Source organism: Segatella copri, assembly GCF_009494835.1.
Lineage (GTDB): Bacteria > Bacteroidota > Bacteroidia > Bacteroidales > Bacteroidaceae > Prevotella > Prevotella copri_F.
In genome coordinates, this window is the sequence record NZ_VZBE01000055.1 from 144,923 (window position 1) to 163,285 (window position 18,363).

The following is an 18,363-nucleotide window of genomic DNA, read 5'->3' on the forward strand; positions in this document are numbered from 1 at the left end:
TTTATTTGTTAGACTCTTCTCTTGGATTTGCAGGTAATCCTGCCTCAATTACATCATCTGGCAATTGAATCGCACCTCGCAAGTCACCAGCCTTGAATACAATAGGAGACTCTTCGTCAACATCATGGCTGAACTCAATGCCATAGCGCTTGATGTCAAGGAAACGAAGACCTTGATACAGGGTCTCCAGTCGACGCATCTGTAAGATGAATTGCAAAATATCCTCTTGGGTACCAGCCTCAACCGTGAATCCCTGTGGATGGAATGTCTTACGAATGCTATGCTCCAAATTGGATTTTGGTGTTACAGGTGCATACGGCAAGCTTTCGATAAAAGTCTTGATACTTTCAACTGTCATTGTTGGGCGTTTTGCCGTACCATTCGCAGTCATAGTATGCGACACAATCCAAGTATTGATATCTTTCACCGCATTATCATAATCCTTCTTCATGGCATAAGCCTCGGCACGACAAAGAAGGGTTTCATCTGTAGTGAACACAGCATCTACAACATGAGTATATCCAGTTTGAGCCACCTTATCAGCAAATTCAAAATGTTCAAACATCTTTGGGAAGATAAGAATACGGCTATTGCCAAACAGCAAGGTTGACTGATAGAGAGTATTGTTTATGGATCCACTTCCCCATGGCATCTTAGCCCAAATTGTTTCATACAGACCTACATTTTGATTATGACAAAAACGCGCTTCATTACCACTGATATTTCTACCGATTTTACTACCTGCCGTCATCAACAAGAGGTTGGCGTTCTCTGATGAAGAAATATACAGATTCTCCATGTCCTCCGAATTAGACAAAGACACGAAAGGCACATAGTTGCGCAATCCAGAGGCTGGATTTGCTCCAAGCACCTTGTTTGCATATGTTATCACCTTGTCATAGTTCATATAGTACAGGTTGAAACGAGCAGCAAAAGCATACGCAGCCTTCTGATTGAAATGATACTTAGGCTGGGTATAGATATCATCGCTGACATCAGGCAAGGCAGCCTCAATGTCAGCATCAATCTGCTCATAAAGTTGCTTCAGTGTACCACGCTTATAGTCAGGACTTACAGTTGTCTCAGGCTTTGTTGGATATGGAAGTCCCATGTACTTCTCTGCATTATCTGGATTATAAGTCATACAGAAAGTTGTAGCAAGACGATACATGCTATAGGCACGACACAACAAAGCCTCAGCTCTCTGTCCCTTTAACGATGCAGGATTTCCCATCTCATCAATGGAAGCCAAAGCCTGGTTGGCTGCAGCAATCGCTGAATAATAACCATTCCACAAGTTCTTTGGACTATCATTGGTTTGAGCTGTAATTGGCTGAAAACGATATATCTGCTCTATTTCCTGATTGGTACTATACTGCTTTCCGTTGTCTGCATAATTATCTGAGCTCCATTCCAATATCTGATTGCTGCTTGCAGTTGGATAAGCAGATACGAGCAGAGAGGTCACCTTTTCCTCGGTATTCACCTCGGCACGATCATCTGGCAACTTATCCAGGAAGCTGTCGCATGATGTGACCAATGACAATGCCGCAAAAGCCACCGATGCTATATATAATTTGTTCTTTTTCATAATTATCTCTCTTTCTTTAAAGTCCTACTCTTAATGTCAATGTAAACTGACGTGGCATTGGGGTTGCCACACCACCAGTGTTGAAAAACTCAGGATCCTGTCCGTGCAACTTCTTGTCTGAATAAATCAAGAACAAGTTAGTAGCCTGAAGTTTCAAATTTACGCTGTTCAAGCGAAGGGCCTGAATCCACTTGCCAGGGAAATCATAAGCCAAAGAAATCTCCTTCATGCGAATGAAATCGCCCTTAGCTACGCGAGCCGTAGAATAGTTATATGCATTATAAAGATAACCAATATAATTGTCATTCTGCTTCATGCGCTGGTCTGCTATGACTGGCACATCCGTATAAGCTTCATCACCGGCTTGAGTCCAACGATTTATAAATTCCTTTGGCATGGCAGTCATGTCTGAGTATGAAGAACTGAAAGCTGGATCAAGACGTACTTTATTTCCTGCAGCGTATGTAATGAACACATTCAGTTTAAAACCCTTATAAGAGAAGGTGTTTCCGAAACTGCCGTTAATGGTTGGGTCTGTTGGACCTTCATACTTCAAGTAATCTGTTGTAGTTGACTGGAAGTAGAGATCGCCACCATAGCTTGTCTCCTCGCCATTCTGATTCACAACGATAGGCAGACCTTTTTTGTTCAATCCCTTGAAATCAATAGAGAACAAAGAGCGAACAGGATAGCCATTCATTGTGAAACCGGTACCTGTAATCATCTGCATGATGTTAGCACGTGAATCCAAGTCGGTTACAGTATTCTTTGAGTGAGAGAAAATGAAGTCGGTACTCCATTTAAAATCCTTGGTCTCAATGTTACGAGTGGAAATAGTCAACTCCTCACCATGTGAACGCATACTTGCCACATTGGCATATTTATAGATCTCACCACCAATACCCATGGTACGCTTAGGACCAATCAAATCGTAGTTGTTGCGGCGATACCAATCGAAAGTCACATTAATGCGGTTATTCAAAAAGCCCATATCCAAACCGAGGTTCAACTCATGCTTCTTTTCATAGGTCAAATCATCATTACCCAAGCGATAAATCTCAAGTCCAGTCTCCTTGTCACCGGCAAATGGACGCCAAGGGTTGTAACTCTGTATCACTACCAACGAATTGGAAACAGAAGCAGGACCACGATCGGCTGTCAATGAATATGATGCTTTTAATGTCAGATGAGAAAGAACAGGATTTAACTTAGAAAACCAACTCTCCTCATGAGCATTCCATGCTCCAGACACGTTCCAAGTAGGCAACCAACGTGCAGAACGACTCTTACCCAATTTATTGGAACCCTCATAGCGAACGGTACCATTAATTGTGTAGCGACCCTTATAAGAATAGGTGGCAGTACCGAAGAAAGAAGCTTCACGCTGATATGAATTATCCAAACTGTAATACTGACCATTTTCCTCCTCCAACTGCTTGAAGTAGTTATAGTTGAAAGCAGGGAGATAACCCATATCATACTGCATGCCAACGCCATTAAAATAAGAACGGCTTCGGTCAAGTGAATTGATTTCCAGACCACCGAATAAGTTCACGATATGGTCTTTGTTGTATACATCATTATAGCTAGCTGTGGCACGGAAGTCCCAGCTATTCATCTTATATTTGGTCTCACGATAGAAACCACCTTTTTCCAATACAGAGAATGGCAAAGAGTTTGCCTTGTCTGGATCGGTATACAGCCATGGGTTTGCATCACGCATCGTAGCATCATCCATCGCACGATAGGCCCAAGCCTGATTACTCTGGTCAGTAATGGTAGCGGCATTGGTCGTTGTAGAATACTTGTAAGCGCCCAATACTGCGAGTTCTACTTTAGAGATTGGCTTATATTTCAATTCGCCCTGGAATTTCATGTCAACCACATCCAAACTCAAATAGTTGTTTTCCAATTCACGGAAAATATTGAACGGAGCGTAGTTACGCACATAGAGTTCATTAGGATCCATGGTACGAGAAGTGTTCAACGCATAAGAATATGGGTTGATATCAAAATCACGAGACACCTCACCTGTCACATTATTTACAGACTGTGAAGTAGTACCAGGAGCGCGCTGCTTACGATAGGAAGCATTAGCTATGGCATTGAAAGACAATTTCTTCGAAATATTGTAAAGAGCATTTACATTGGCTGTATAACGCTGTACCTTGCTCTGCTTAGACCATCCTGGATCGTTCATCACACTGAAAGACGTATAATACTGAGCCTTATCGGTACCAGTAGACATGCTGACGGAATGATTCTGGGAGATACTATTATTGAAGAGTAAGTCAAACCAGTCGGTATTTTGGTATTCAGCCTTCTGGAGATAGCTATTCATCGCCTCCTCAGTATTAGGCAATCCAAAAGTTCCCGTCTTCGAATCATATGTATTCATCAGGTGATACATCTTGCCAAAGACACCACTGTTAGAAGCACGAAAACTCTTTTCAAAAGAGAAATAACCATCGTTGTACATCTCACGATATACACCCATCTGATCCTGAGAATTCATGATATTGAAATTGCGGTAGCTTGGCTTCAAACGCATGGTGAATTCACCAGTATAGTTGATACGGTTTGTACCAGCTTTACCTTTCTTGGTTGTAACAACGATGACACCAGCCATGGCACGTGCACCATAAATAGAGGTAGCAGAACCATCCTTCAAGATCTGGAAACTTTCAATATCATCAGCATTCAGACCTGCTATGGCTGAAGATATAAGGGTCTCAGCGTTACCTGAAGACAAATCATCAGCATCGACCTCAGTTACATCCTCCATGATAACACCATCTACCACCCAAAGAGGTTTTGAGCTACCATAAATAGAAGTAGCGCCACGCACACGAATCTTTGGAGCTGTACCGAAAGTACCTGAGACGTTCTGCACAGACACACCGGCCGCTTTACCTTCCAAGGCACGACTGATGTCTGCGACACCATCCAACTTTGTCTTGTCGCCAGAAATTTTTGTAGTAGCACCAGTAAACAAACGCTTATCCATCTTCTGCATACCCGTTACAACCACCTCGCCCAAGCTCTTGCTATCTGCCTTCAGGCGGATAGTCATCTTGGCGGCTGGAGTCAAGGTCTGGCTCTGCATACCGATGTAGCTAACTACAAGTTTTTTACCAGCAGGTACCTCCAAAGAGAAGTGACCGTCAATATCGGTGACGGTACCTGTACGTGCCGCTCCAGCGACTACGACAGATGCACCAATGACAGGTTCACCATCTTCCTGAGAAACTACGGTACCTGTTACTTTCGTTTGAGCCAATACCCCCCCCCACAAAAAGGAAGAGATTGACTAACAAGAAAAGCAATCTTTTTTCCATAAAATCTTCTCTAAATAATTAAACAACTCTTATATAACTTTAAATTATTATTTTCTCTCTTCTTACATTTTTTAAGCCTCTCTCGTTGCTTTACGGGTGCAAAGGTAAGAAAAAGTATTGAAATAATGCAAACTTCATCGATATTTTTATAGAAAAAAGTTAGTTTTTCTTGATTTTCATCAACATTTAGAAATATTATCTACACTTTTAATAGAAAAAAGTCAGAAATAATAGATTTAAGCAAAGTTTACGAAAAGGAAATAAAAATGTTCTAAAATACAAAAAAGGCAAGGTTTCTGTAAAACCCCATTCAGAAGTTTCCCAGAAGTCTTGCCTTTCTTTATACTTAAGTACCTATATCAGCCACTTGATTATTGATATTTGCCGCTTAGATATTTTATTCAAAAAACATTTTTATTTCTTAAGCGTAAATTCAAACTTCAAGCCGCCTTCCAGTTGATTACTTACACGGATGGTTCCGCCATGCAGGAGAACGGCATTCTTGACGATAGCAAGACCCAAACCAGTGCCACCCATCTTGCGGCTGCGTCCCTTATCTACCCGATAGAAACGCTCAAAAAGACGGGAGAGATGCTCGGCAGGAACACCCTGACCGTTATCACAGAAGATGAAATGCCACTTGTTGCCCTGCTCCTTGGCACTCAACGTTATCTTACGGCCTTCGCCGGCATAAGCTATGGCATTGTCGGTAAGATTGCGGAACACACTGTAGAGCAGACTGCGGTTACCCTTCACGATAATATGCTGGTCGGGAAGAATATTCTCGAAAGTCATCTTGTGCGACTCTCTTTCCAGCGCCGTCTCATGGGCTATTTCACTCACCATCTGCGTAATGTCTACCGCCTCGAAATCTATCATATCCGAACCGTCATCCAACCGGTTCAGGGTAGAGATGTCGCGGAGCAGAGAGGTGAGGCGTTCGCTCTGGGCATAACAGCGCTGCAAGAACTGCGACTTCATCTCTTCGTTGATATGCGGATTATCGAGTATCGTTTCCAGATAACCCTGGATACTTGCCACAGGAGTCTTCAGCTCGTGAGCGATATTCTGGGTAAGCTGCCGCTTCAGTACATCCTGTTCACGTCGGGTGGTCTGTATGCGCTTATACATCTTGATGATACGCTCGGCTATCTCGCCCAATTCATCATTCGGGAACTTGGCGAGATCTTCCACCTCCAGACTCTCGTTGTGGTCTGCCTTATAAGCAAAGATGCTCAGTTTGGAAACATTCTTACCCAGACGGTCCGTAAAACGGTAGAGCACGATGGTAAGCAGAATGACGGCTACGATGGCAAACCAGATAAAATGCTGGTCGGCCTGCAGCGATTTTGCCAAATCATTATTGTAAGGTAGTGCCGTACGGATGATGAGCTTGCTTTCCGGAAAATAAGAAGCCACATAGAAATAATCGTGCTTCAGGGTTTTAGACTGTCGCTCCACGCTTGAGCCTACCCTGTTTTTCAAGGCCTCTGCTATTTCCTCCCGCTTGGCATGGTTGGCAAAATGATCATAGTCGGAACTCATGTTGTCATAAATCACCTTACCGTTCGGGCGCACCAGCGTAACACGAAGATCCTTGCTTTCATGTTCGCGTACAAAAGCCTTCAACTTCTCCTGAGCCACAGTTAAATTCTTATCGTGAAGGCTATCCTGCAGAATAATTCCTTCACCAGGAGAGAGCGCCAGATCTTCTGCCAGCAGTTCATTATAATTTTCCAGTTTGATAGTAAGCGTACCTATTTTATACTGTTTCTCTCGTGCCTGCTGGAACACGATAAAACTGACAGCGAACACAAGGAACACCGCCAGCACACTGAAGTACAACTTTCTACCTACACTATTTAACTTAAACATTTAATTACGCATCAAAATAATAACCGAACCCCAGACGGGTAACGATGCACTTGGCAAACTTACCAATCTTCTTTCTCATACGGGTGATGTTGACATCCACCGTGCGGTCGAGTACCATCACATCCTTAGGCCACACCCTGTCGATAAGTTCCTGACGGGAGAACACCTTGCCACGTTCTTCGAGGAAAAGACGCAGGAGTTCGAACTCGGTCTTGGTGAAAGGGATAGCCTCACCATCGATGCTCACCGTCTTCTTGTCCAGATTCAGCTGCAGTCCCTGATAGTTGATGATCTTCGATTCATCAGCATCACCAGCCTGTTCAGCGGTACGGCGCAAGACGGCACGCACTCTGACCATCACCTCTCGGATAGAGAAAGGTTTCGAGATATAATCATCGGCACCGATATTGAATCCAGTAACCGTATCGTTTTCCGTATCTCGGGCTGTAAGGAAGATAATCGGAACATTGGCTGTCATCGGATTGTCCTTCAACTGCTTAGCCAGCTGGAAACCGCTCATTCCTCCCATCATGACGTCCAACAGCAGCAGGTCGAACGAAGCGATGTCCATCTCCAAAGCCTCTTCTGCAGAATTGGCAGTCTCTACCTCATATCCTTCTGTTTCGAGATTGAATTTCAGAATCTCACACAAGTCTTGCTCATCATCAACAACAAGTATTCTTTTCATATTCTCTTCCATATTTCATGTTATTTAAAATACCGCTGCAAAATTACGACTTTTCTTTCGTAATAAGCGTTACATTCGGTTACAATTTCGTGACATTTAGTTCTTTAGAGAAAAAAAATATAAAAAAGCGGGTATTTTGTTACACATTTTAACTTAGTGTTTCCAAATTCGCTACATGTTTCTTTGCTAGTTAGAAACAGAAATACTACTTTTGCACCCGATATAACTATAAGTGAGCATATAACACAACTGAAAGAGTATGAAAGATAAAGTAAATGCAATTCCCTTAATCGGTGAAATCATCAAAGAGGAATTAAACAAGCAAGGCAAGACCACAGTATGGCTTGCTGAACATTGATTTGTTTAAGGTTCATTCAGACGCTTTGCGTAAACGCAAGAAAAAGAATCAAGATTTAAACTAAAAATAACTAAAACAATAAGACCTGAGGTTAATCACCCCAGGTCTTATTGTTTTTATGCCAATCGCTTTTCCAGACGCTCGCGGATGGCAGCGATAAAGCCGGCAGAGTTTACAGCCTTAGCCTCAACACCTTCCATCAGGTTTACGAGATCCTTGGTAGCGATACCATCATTCAAAGTATCGAAACATGCAGCCTCCAGCTGGTCGCCAAAGTTCTGAAGTTCCTTGATGCCATCCAGTTCGCCACGCTTTCTCAACGCACCGCTCCATGCAAAGATGGTAGCCATTGGGTTGGTAGATGTATCTTCACCCTTCAGGTAGCGATAGTAGTGACGGGTCACGGTACCGTGGGCTGCCTCATACTCATACTTGCCGTCAGGAGAAACCAATACAGAAGTCATCATCGCCAGAGAACCGAAGGCTGTACTGAGCATATCGCTCATCACATCACCGTCATAGTTCTTGCAAGCCCAGATAAAGCCGCCCTTGCTGCGAATAACACGAGCCACAGCATCATCAATCAATGTATAGAAATACTCGATACCGAGTTCTGCAAACTTCTCTTTATAGTCGCTCTCATATACTTCCTCAAAGATTTTACGGAACTGGGCATCATAAGTCTTAGAGATGGTATCCTTGGTAGCAAACCAGAGATCCTGCTTGGTATCAATGGCAAACTTGAAGCAGCTGTGAGCAAAGCTGCGGATACTCTTATCAGTATTGTGCATGCCCTGGATAACGCCAGCACCATCGAAAGAATGAATCTCAATCTCCTGCTTCTTGCCGCTCTTACCCTCGAACACGAGTTTGGCTGTACCTGGCTCATCAGCACGAAGTTCCACGCTCTTGTACACATCGCCGTAAGCATGACGGGCGATGGTAATAGGCTTCTCCCAGTTCTTTACACAAGGGTGGATACTTGGGATGGTGATAGGAGCACGGAATACGGTACCGTCCATGATGCTACGGATAGTTCCATTAGGGCTCTTCCACATTTTGTGGAGTTTATACTCGTCCATACGCTGTGCATTAGGAGTGATAGTAGCACACTTCACAGCCACGCCATATTTCTTAGCCGCCTCGGCAGAGTCGATGGTTACCTGGTCGTTGGTCTGGTCGCGATAAGGCAGACCGAGATCATAATACTCAGACTTCAAATCAACGAAAGGAAGAATGAGTTCGTCCTTAATCATCTTCCAGAGAATTCTTGTCATCTCATCACCGTCCATCTCTACCAATGGAGTTGTCATCTTAATCTTTTCCATAACACAATATAATGTATAATTAATAATTTACAATGTACAATGTACAATGTACAATGATCAGGGCAGCCAAGTGGCCCCTTGATATTTTGCCTGCAAAATTAATAAAAATAATCAAGAAAAGAAAGGAAATTAAGAATAATTCTAGCAAAATGATAACAAAAAGCAATTTTTTACGTACTTAAAACATAAAACCTGTATATTTATACCTAAAAAGGCATCAATGAGCCCGAAAACTCATTGATGCCTCTACTTATTTACCTTTTTACTTTTTTACCCTTTTACCTTTTTACCTTTAAATAGCCTTTTTACTTCTCCTCTGGAGCCTTATCAATCAAGTCCATAAACTGGTCGAGCTTAGGAGTGATGATAATCTGAGTGCGGCGGTTGCGCTGCTTGCCTACCTCTGTATCGTTAGTTGTTACAGGGTTGTACTCACCACGGCCACCAGCAGTAAGGCGCTTAGGATTTACACCGAAGTGATCCTGCAAGTACTGAACAACAGAAGCTGCACGGAGAGCAGAGAGGTCCCAGTTGTTGCGGATATTCTTCATCTTGGCACTTGTAGTGCTTACTGGTACGTTATCGGTATTACCCTCTACGAGCACATCGTAATCCTTGTAGTCTGTGATGATCTTAGCAATCTTGCTCAATGTTTCCTGAGCACGGCTGTTCACCTCATAGCTACCACTCTGATAGAGCATATTGTCAGCCAGAGAGATGTAAACTACACCCTTCAGAACCTGAACATCAACCTCCTTCATCTCTTCCTTGCTCAAAGAGCGGGTCAGGTTGTTGGTAAGAACCATGTTGAGCGAATCGCTCTTGCTCTTTACCTCAACCAGGTGGCGGATATACTGGTTACTCTCGTTGATCTGGTCAACGAGTTTCTCAATGCTCACGTTGTTCTGGCTTGCATTGTTCAAACTCTTGTCAAGTGAGCTTTGCAACTTAGCGTAATCGCTCTTTGCAGTAGCGAGCTGCTCCTGGGCTGCTGCCAGACTAGCCTCTGTAGCTGCCAGTTTTTCCTTGGTAGCCTGATAGTTACTTGACAATTCCTTATTCTCATTCTGGCAATTCTGAAGATCTTTCTTACTTGCACAGCTTGTAGCCATCAGAGCTACAGCCATCATTGCCATTACCATTAACTTTGTCTGTTTCATATTCTTTCTAATTTAAATTTTCTTGTTATTATTAATTGATTATAGTATATTCTGCGTCGTTTACTACCTTTTTTATATTAGAGTTCTCCCGGCTTTTATCCGTTATCCGGAAGCTTCTACATCTTAGGGCATTCAGAAGCTGATTCACTTCTTTCTGCTGCAAAGTTACAGATAAGACTCGAATAAACACCATTTGTCAATTGCATTTAGATATTTTTAACCTCTAAATCTTTATTTATCACCTTTTTAACCAAAAAAGGCAACTGAAAGCACTTTTCTTACAGCAAAACTGTCAAATGTAGCCTCTAAAGGTAAGAATAGCCCAAATCTCAACAAAAAAAACATAAAAAACAGTGTTTTATTTTGTAGTGTCTTGAAATTGCACTATCTTTGCACTCGAAAAGAAATAAATACATTAATAATATAAAAGAAAGCAAGTATGATTCTTTTTTTTAGAACTCCATCTAAGAGTGTGATTGCGACCGAGATTGACCACAAACCATCTCAGGACGAAATCAATGAACTTTGTTGGCTTTATGGTGACGCGACTTTAGAGGACGCCCAGCAGTTGCAGGGCTTCTATGTCGGCCCACGCCGTGAAATGATTACTCCTTGGAGTACGAATGCCGTTGAGATTACTCAGAACATGAGTCTTAACGGCATTTCGCGTATCGAGGAGTACTTCCCTGTAGATAGCGAAGACGCTGAGCACGACCCTATGCTCCAGCGTATGTACAACGGTATCGGACAGGATGTGTTCACCGTGAATCACCAGCCAGAACCTATCAAGTACGTCGATGACCTCGAGAAGTATAACGAGGAAGAGGGTCTTGCCCTCAGCGAGGACGAAATGGCTTATCTCCACAAGCTGGAGAAAGAGAACGGACGCCCTCTCACCGACAGCGAAATCTTCGGTTTCGCACAGATCAACTCAGAGCACTGCCGCCACAAGATTTTCGGCGGCCAGTTTATCATCGACGGTAAGGAGATGGAGTCTTCTCTCTTCAACATGATCAAGAAGACCACCAACGAGAATCCTAACAAGATCCTCTCTGCTTACAAGGACAACGTGGCTTTCTCTCAGGGTCCTGTTATCGAGCAGTTTGCTCCAGCCGATCAGACTACCAGCGATTTCTTCCAGGTGAAGGATATCGAGAGTGTTATCTCTCTGAAGGCTGAGACCCACAACTTCCCTACTACCGTAGAGCCTTTCAATGGTGCTGCTACAGGTACGGGTGGTGAAATCCGCGACCGTATGGGTGGTGGTGTAGGTTCATGGCCTATCGCAGGTACTGCCTGCTACATGACTGCTTATCCTCGCCTGAAGGATGACAACGGCAAGAGCGATGTTGAGCGCGACTGGGAAGACATCATGCCAGTACGTAAGTGGCTCTATCAGACTCCTGAGCAGATTCTGATCAAGGCTTCTAACGGTGCATCAGACTTCGGTAACAAGTTCGGTCAGCCTCTCATCACTGGTTCTGTGCTTACATTCGAGCACGAGGAGAATGGTGAGAAGTATGCATACGATAAGGTAATCATGCTTGCTGGTGGTGTAGGCTACGGCAAGAAGCGTGACTACAAGAAGGGTGAGCCACAGAAGGGCAACAAGGTTGTCGTAGTAGGTGGTGATAACTATCGCATCGGTCTCGGTGGTGGTTCTGTTTCTTCTGTAGATACAGGCCGTTACAGCAATGGTATCGAGTTGAACGCTGTTCAGCGTGCCAACCCTGAGATGCAGAAACGTGCCTACAACCTGGTTCGTGCACTCGTTGAGAACGATGAGAACCCAGTAGTCAGCATCCACGACCACGGTTCAGCCGGTCACTTGAACTGTCTCTCTGAGTTGGTAGAAGAGTGCGGTGGCGAAATCGATATGTCTAAGTTGCCTATCGGCGACAAGACTTTGAGCGCCAAGGAAATCATCGCCAACGAGAGCCAGGAGCGCATGGGCTTGCTCATCGACGAGAAGTATATCAGCGAGGTTCAGAAGATTGCCGACCGTGAGCGTGCTCCAATGTACGTGGTTGGTGAGACTACTGGCGATGCTCACTTCAGCTTCAAGCAGGCTGATGGTGTGAAGCCATTCGACCTCGGTGTAGCTCAGATGTTCGGTCATACTCCTAAGACTGTAATGGTAGATGAGACCGTAGAGCGTAAATATGAAGATGTAACTTATTCTGCAGATAACCTCGACAAGTACTTGCAGCGTGTTCTCCAGATGGAGGCTGTGGCTTGTAAGGACTGGTTGACCAACAAGGTAGACCGTTCCGTAACAGGTAAGATTGCCCGTCAGCAGGGTCAGGGTCAGATTCAGTTGCCACTCTCAGACTGTGGTGTCGTAGCACTCGACTACCGTGGCGAGAAGGGTATCGTAACAGCAATGGGTCATGCCCCTCAGGCTGGTCTTGCCGATCCTAAGGCAGGTTCAGTACTCTCTGTAGCAGAGTCATTGACTAATATCGTATGGGCTCCATTGGCAGATGGCATGGACAGCATCAGCCTCTCAGCCAACTGGATGTGGCCTTGCCGCAGTCAGAAGGGTGAGGATGCCCGTCTGTACGAGGGTGTGAAGGCATTGTCAGACTTCTGCTGCGCCATCCACGTAAACGTACCAACAGGTAAGGACTCTCTCTCTTTGACCCAGCAGTATCCTAACGGCGAGAAGATCATCGCTCCGGGTACCGTTATCGTAAGTGCCGGTGGTGAGGTTTCAGATGTCAAGAAGGTGGTTAGCCCAGTTCTCGTTAACGACAAGAACTCTAGCCTCTACCATATCGACTTCAGTTTCGACGAGCAGCGTCTCGGTGGTTCTGCTTTCGCTCAGAGTCTGGGCAAGGTGGGCAGCGATGTTCCTACCGTCAAGAACCCAGAGTACTTCGTTGACTGCTTCAACGCCGTACAGGAACTCATCAACCGTGGTTGGGTAATGGCTGGTCACGATATCAGCGCCGGTGGTTTGATTACAACTCTCCTCGAAATGACATTCGCCAACGTAGAGGGTGGTATGAAGATCAACCTCCACGACATCGCAGATGCCGACATCATCAAGACTCTCTTCGCAGAGAACCCAGGTGTTGTCATCCAGGTAAGCGATGCTCACAAGGACGAATTGAAAGCATTCTTCGATGAGAACGGTATCGGTTATGCCAAGATTGGTTATCCAGCTCCAGAGCTCCGCAAGATTATCATCAAGAAGGAAGGCTTCGAGCACGAGTTCGATATCGATGCTTTGCGCGACGACTGGTATAAGACCTCTTACCTCCTCGACCGCAAGCAGAGCATGAATGGTATGGCCAAGAAGCGTTACACCAACTATAAGAAGCAGCCTATCGAGATGAACTTCGGTTACGGCTTCAAGGGAACTCTTGCTAGCTACAGCCTCGACGCAAACCGTCGCAAGCCATCTGGCATCAAGGCAGCTATCATCCGTGAGAAGGGTACCAATGGTGAGCGTGAGATGGCATACTCTATGTATCTCGCCGGCTTCGATGTAAAGGATGTGATGATGACCGACTTGATTTCTGGTCGTGAGACTCTGGAAGATGTGAACTTCATCGTATTCTGCGGTGGTTTCTCTAACTCCGATGTTCTCGGTTCTGCCAAGGGTTGGGCTGGTGCATTCCTCTACAATCCTAAGGCTAAGGAGGCACTTGATAAGTTCTATGCCCGTGAGGACACCCTTTCACTCGGTATCTGCAACGGTTGCCAGCTGATGGTTGAGTTGAACCTCATCAATCCTGAGCACAAGCATCGTTCACACCTCTGCCACAACACATCCAAGAAGTTCGAGAGCACATTCCTCGGTCTGACTATTCCTCAGAACGACAGTGTGATGTTCGGTAGCTTGAGCGGTGATAAGCTCGGTATCTGGGTAGCTCACGGCGAGGGTCGTTTCTACTTGCCAGAGCCAGAGGATCACTACAACATCATTGCGAAGTACAACTACGCTGAGTATCCAGGTAATCCTAACGGCAGTGACTACAATGTAGCAGGTATCTGCTCTGCAGATGGTCGCCACTTGGCTATGATGCCACACTTGGAGCGTGCCATCTTCCCATGGCAGAACGCCTGGTATCCAGCCGATCGCCGCAACGACGAGGTAACTCCTTGGATTGAGGCATTTGTCAATGCACGTCAGTGGATTGAAGAAAGAGCTTTGAAAAAGTAAAAAAATAAAAAGGTAAAAAATGAATAATAGCGTAAGTTATCTTACATTATTCAAAACATTTTTGAAGATTGGCATAGTCACCTTTGGTGGTGGCTATGCCATGATTCCTATTATAGAATCCGAAGTCGTCGACAAGCATCATTGGATGACGAAGGAGGAATTCTTGGATGCCATTGCTACTACCCAGGTTTGTCCGGGAGCCTTGGCCATCAACATGAGTTCCCTGCTCGGATATAAGTTGGCAAAGACACCGGGAGCCATCGTCTGCACCCTCGGCGCTTCGTTGCCATCGTTCCTTATTATCTTAGCGATAGCCATGTTTTTCCATCAGTTTGAAGACAACAAGGTTGTTGCTGCCATGTTTGCAGGCATCCGTCCTGCCGTCGTGGCATTGATAGCCGTACCTACATTCTCGCTTGCCAAGAGTGCCGGTATTTCGCTTGTAAGCTGCTGGATTCCTATTCTATCCGCCCTTCTGATCTGGCTTTTGGGCGTCAACCCAATCTGGGTGATTATCGCAGCTGCCGTAGGTGGCTACATCTATGGACAGTTTATCCAGCCAACGGAATAAAGGTAAAAGGGTAAAAAAGTAAATAGGTAAAAAAGTAAATAGCTTAAAACATAATGATGATATTTTTTCAGCTTTTCATCGTATTCATTCAGATAGGCATCTTCGGATTCGGAGGTGGCTATTCCATGATATCCCTGATTCAGGGACAGGTTGTTACGCAGTATCATTGGATGACGATGCAAGAGTTTACCGATGTGGTTGCCATTTCTCAGATGACACCGGGACCTATCGGTATCAACACCGCTACCTATTGTGGCTATACAGCTGTCCATAATGCCGGCATGAGTGGCATGATGGCTGTACTCGGAAGTGCCATGGCGACCTTTGCGCTGGTTCTCCCATCCTTGGTTTTGATGATTCTTATCAGCAAGATGCTGTACAAGTATATGAACACCTCAGCCGTCCAGAGCATCTTCATCGGTCTTCGTCCAGCCATCGTCGGCTTGGTGGGAGCCGCAGCCCTGCTCCTGATGAATGGCGAGAACTTCTCTACGCCAGCCAATCCCTGGCATTTCTACATCTCCATCGCCCTCTTCTTTGCCACCTTTATCGGCGTGAAGGTGATGAAGATCAATCCTATCCGCATGATACTCTACTCGGCTTTTGCCGGACTGGTATTACTATATTAAAACCGATTTTATTGACCAACAATAAACAAAAGGTGGATTTTCATCAGAAAATCCACCTTTTACACTATAATTCGCTTTTTGTCCACCTCTTCTTTGTGTTTTTTGTGTACTTTTGCAACTGTGTATTAATAGCGGCATGAATTCAGGCTTAGCTTGGTTTCATGCCAACCAACAAGTAAACAAACAAACCTAAGAATAAGAAATGAATAAGAAAAGACAGATTTTACTTTCAGCAGTGTTGGCCTCTGCTTTGACAGCCAACGCACAGGTTACCATCAATGTAGATGCCTCTAACCCAGGTATCAAGGTATCTCCTAACCTCTATGGTATCTTCTTCGAGGATATCAACCATGCTGCAGATGGCGGTCTCTATGCCGAACTCATCAGCAACCGTTCTTTCGAAGACGATGACAAGAATATTCCTACCTGGAAAACTGCCGCTCAGGAAGGTGCAAAAATCAATGCACAACTCATCAACAAGGGTTTGCTCAACAATGCACAGGGCAAGGCTCTCCAGCTTACCATCGCTGCCAAGCCTGCAGCTACAGCCTCTCTCATCAATGAGGGTTTCTGGGGAATCAACGCCGTGCAGGGCAGAACCTATAAACTCTCTTTCTGGGCGAAAGGTAGCTACAAGGGCGGATTGAAGGCTCGCCTCACCAACGCCAAGGGCGATAAGGTGTATGCAGAAACCGCACTCAATGCCAAGGTTGGCAAGAAGTGGACTAAATATACGGCTGAGTTGACTGCCAACGGAAACGATGCCAAGGCTCAGTTTGAACTCGTAGCCGACGGAAAGGGTACCATCGTTCTCGATGTAGTAAGCCTCTTCCCTCCTACTTTCAAGAATCGCGAGAATGGCTTGCGCCCTGACCTGGCTCAGCTTCTCTATAACATCCATCCTAAGTTCGTCCGCTTCCCTGGCGGTTGCTACGTAGAGGGTCAGGAATCTCCTGAGAATGCATTCCACTGGGAGAAGACTATCGGTCCTATCGAGGAACGTCCGGGCCATAAGAACGTAAACTGGCGCTACCGTACCAGCGATGGTATGGGATTCGATGAGTATCTGCAGCTTGCCGAGGATCTGAACGCCAAGCCTCTCTATGTTGTAAACGTAGGTTTGTGGCACGGCGGTATGACTCCTGTAGACAGCATCCAGCCTTGGATTGATGAGTGCATGAATGCCCTGGAGTATGCCAACGGTCCTGTTACCTCTAAATATGGTGCGCTCCGTGCTAAGAACGGTCATCCGGAACCATACAATATCGAGTATCTGGAGATTGGTAATGAGAACAACCAGCCGGATCCTGCGGCTCAGAGCGATCATTACTACGAGCGCTTCAAGAAGTTCAAGGATGCTGTATTGGCGAAATATCCTAAGATGCACCTCATCGGTAACGTGGTGGCTTGGGGCGATGACAATCCTAAGTGGGAAAGCAACGAAAGCGTAGAACTCCTCGACGAGCACTACTACAGAAATCCTGCCTGGTTTGCAGAAAACTTCAACAAGTATGATAACTACGACCGCAAGGGCAGCGAGATTTATGTAGGCGAATATGCCGTAACCCAGGGCTTCGGCAATATGGGTTCGCTCGATGCAGCACTCGGTGAGGCTGTCTATATGATGGGCATCGAGAACAACTCGGATATCGTGACCATGGCATCCTATGCTCCTATCTTCGCCAACCTCAACAACCGTATGTGGGCACCGGATATGATTCAGTATACCTCAGACAAGGTATTCGGAACTCCATCTTACTACGTTCAGAACGTGATGGCCAACAACATCGGTACCCGTGTACTGAAGGTGAACCAGGAGAATCCATACAAATATGAGCAGACTCAGGTGAAGCCAGCTATCTGCCGTGTAGGTATGGGAACATGGGGCACTCAGGTTTCTTTCGAGGACAAGGGATACAGCGATGAGAACGGAAAGGCGCTGCCGATGACCTTGCAGGAGTTGCCTACCGATATCCATGGACAGTGGAAGACAGAGGGCAGCCTCATCAAGCAGACCAGCAACGAGGAGAGCTGTATCCGTCTGAACCCAGGCGAAATTACCAGCAACGGGTATATATACAAGGTACGCGCGAAGAAGGATGCCGGAAACGAAGGTTTCCTCATCATCTTTAACTACGTGGATAAGAACAACTACTGCTGGTTGAACCTCGGTGGCTGGAACAATACCCAGCACGGTGTGGAGTCTATCGTGAATGGTGCCAAGAGTCAGATAGCTACTACCCCAGGCAGCATCGAAACCGGCAAGTGGTATGACATCGAGCTGAAAGTAGTAGGCGACAGCATCTTCGCCAAGTTGGATGGCAAGGAAATATTCTCTACCAAGTTGAAGGCAAACACCCTTCCTGGCATCTTCTCTACAGCCACACTTGATGAACAGACGGGCGAGGTAATCCTTAAGATTGCCAACACCAGCACCGAGCACACCACAGCGAAGATTAATCTTCAGGGCAAGGAAATCAAGAATGGCAAGCTCATCCGCCTTTCTGCCAAGAATGGTCTGGAGGAGAACACCATCGACAATCCTACCAACATCTATCCTGTAGAAAACTACGTAACTACAGAGAAGAATGGTGCTACGGTAGAGATTCCAGCCAGCTCGCTGAATATCATCCGTTTGAAGTAAACAAACTACA

General features: G+C 45.4%; 9 protein-coding genes and 1 pseudogene. 4 read left to right on the top strand and 6 right to left on the bottom strand.

Features of this window, described 5'->3' with window-relative positions; all coding sequences use genetic code 11:
- Position 1: 1 nt before the first annotated feature.
- From F7D47_RS07940 to F7D47_RS07965, 6 genes and pseudogenes are all read right to left on the bottom strand, one after another.
- Positions 2-1,591 carry a RagB/SusD family nutrient uptake outer membrane protein gene (locus F7D47_RS07940; protein WP_153086158.1) on the bottom strand — a complete coding sequence of 530 codons (1,590 nt, stop codon included), beginning with the start codon at positions 1,589-1,591 and terminating at the stop codon, positions 2-4.
- Positions 1,592-1,607: 16 nt separating this feature from the next.
- Positions 1,608-4,929: pseudogene (locus F7D47_RS07945) on the bottom strand (SusC/RagA family TonB-linked outer membrane protein).
- 414 nt (positions 4,930-5,343) lie between these two features.
- Entirely contained in the window at positions 5,344-6,804 is a 1,461-nt protein-coding gene (locus tag F7D47_RS07950; protein ID WP_153086160.1) for a sensor histidine kinase, read from the bottom strand.
- A 4-nt stretch (positions 6,805-6,808) separates the two neighbouring features.
- Positions 6,809-7,504, bottom strand: coding sequence for a response regulator (locus tag F7D47_RS07955; RefSeq protein ID WP_022121453.1), 696 nt, complete (start codon positions 7,502-7,504; stop codon positions 6,809-6,811).
- Between the two features lie 462 nt (positions 7,505-7,966).
- A complete protein-coding gene (locus F7D47_RS07960) occupies positions 7,967-9,178 on the bottom strand; it encodes an NADP-dependent isocitrate dehydrogenase (RefSeq protein WP_117693399.1) in 1,212 nt (403 codons plus the stop codon).
- Positions 9,179-9,483: 305 nt separating this feature from the next.
- Positions 9,484-10,338 (bottom strand): OmpA/MotB family protein, encoded by an 855-nt coding sequence (locus F7D47_RS07965; protein WP_144151194.1) that lies wholly within the window; start codon positions 10,336-10,338, stop codon positions 9,484-9,486.
- 439 nt (positions 10,339-10,777) lie between these two features.
- Between F7D47_RS07965 and purL the strand changes: the two genes are divergently transcribed.
- The 4 genes from purL (at position 10,778) to F7D47_RS07985 (ending at position 18,353) form a co-directional block, all read left to right on the top strand.
- Positions 10,778-14,509 (top strand): phosphoribosylformylglycinamidine synthase, encoded by a 3,732-nt coding sequence (gene purL / locus F7D47_RS07970; RefSeq protein WP_153086161.1) that lies wholly within the window; start codon positions 10,778-10,780, stop codon positions 14,507-14,509.
- A 19-nt stretch (positions 14,510-14,528) separates the two neighbouring features.
- Positions 14,529-15,080: a chromate transporter gene (locus F7D47_RS07975; RefSeq protein WP_153086162.1), complete on the top strand. Its 552-nt coding sequence runs from the start codon at positions 14,529-14,531 to the stop codon at positions 15,078-15,080.
- 56 nt (positions 15,081-15,136) lie between these two features.
- Positions 15,137-15,709 (top strand): chromate transporter, encoded by a 573-nt coding sequence (locus tag F7D47_RS07980; protein WP_118190301.1) that lies wholly within the window; start codon positions 15,137-15,139, stop codon positions 15,707-15,709.
- A gap of 202 nt (positions 15,710-15,911) precedes the next feature.
- Entirely contained in the window at positions 15,912-18,353 is a 2,442-nt protein-coding gene (locus tag F7D47_RS07985) for an alpha-L-arabinofuranosidase C-terminal domain-containing protein (protein ID WP_153098346.1), read from the top strand.
- Positions 18,354-18,363 lie beyond the last annotated feature (10 nt).